Below are 937 nucleotides of genomic sequence, written 5' to 3'. Positions count from 1 at the left end.
GTTCGAATGAGTATCAGGCGGAACTACGAGGACATGGCATCGTGATCTCGATGTCCGGCAAGGGAAATTGTTATGACAACGCGATGGTCGAGACGTTCTTCAAGACGCTGAAGAGCGAGTTGGTCTGGCGCACCGCGTTCCAGACGCGAGCCGAGGCCACCATCGCGCTGGCCCGTTACATCGATGGCTTTTACAATCCCTGCCGCCGTCACTCGGCGCTGGGCTTCACAAGCCCCACCCAGTTCGAGAGGGGTATCAACCACCAAGCTGCTCTCCACTGAACTGAAGCAAGTCCATCGAGCGCCTCGCGCTTTGTTCTGTGCGCTGCTGGCGCGGCCGGTGGCGGTCGGTCTCGCAGACGGAGCGAGCTGTCCGTTGCCGATCACGCGGAGCGATCTCGCGGTCGCGATGGGCCAGACCAGCGTGCACATCAACCGCACGCCCCAAGAGCTGCGCGGCCAAGGTCCGATTACCCTGCGCAGTCGCCGTCTGACCATCCACGATCCAGAGGCCCCGGCTCGGCCCGCACATTTCGATCGGCCTCTCTTCACCTGGCGGCACACGTTGAGCCTGCTGTTCCAAGGCCCGCATGAACCGCACGCACGCGTTCTGACTTAGCAGAGATACCCGGCATCGACGTAGGCGCGGCATGACAGATCCCGATGACGCGGCGGACCAGCTCGCCGCCCTGCGCGCCGACAATGTGCGCCTGCGCCGGCTGCTCGATGAGGCGGGTATGCCCGATAGCCTGCGCCACGGCGTGCGCAACACCATGGCGATGCTGCGTACGATCATGCATCGGTCCGCGGAGAGCGCTGAGGAGATCGACACCTACGTCGCCCACCTGGACGGACGCCTGGGCGCCATCGCCCGGGTGCACGCCATCACGGATGCGTTCGGCGAGGCCAGCCTGCACACGCTCGTCTCGGACGAGCTC

General features: G+C 64.7%; 3 protein-coding genes. All 3 read left to right on the top strand.

The features are described 5' to 3' along the window. Positions 1–281, top strand: a 281-nt coding sequence (locus ACU8YC_RS25030) for an integrase core domain-containing protein (RefSeq protein WP_446895964.1), incomplete at its 5' end; no start/stop codon positions are given. Continuing rightward, positions 184–618: a helix-turn-helix domain-containing protein gene (locus ACU8YC_RS25025; protein WP_446895963.1), complete on the top strand. Its 435-nt coding sequence runs from the start codon at positions 184–186 to the stop codon at positions 616–618. The genes ACU8YC_RS25030 and ACU8YC_RS25025, both read left to right, overlap by 98 nt. Before the next feature lie 31 nt (positions 619–649). Continuing rightward, a partial coding sequence (locus ACU8YC_RS25020; protein WP_446895962.1) for an HWE histidine kinase domain-containing protein occupies positions 650–937 on the top strand: 288 nt, incomplete at its 3' end.

The sequence above is a fragment of the Citrobacter sp. VF227 genome (assembly GCF_052950715.1).
The sequence above is the reverse complement of the archived record's forward strand: the minus strand, read 5'-3'. Positions and strand labels throughout refer to the sequence as shown.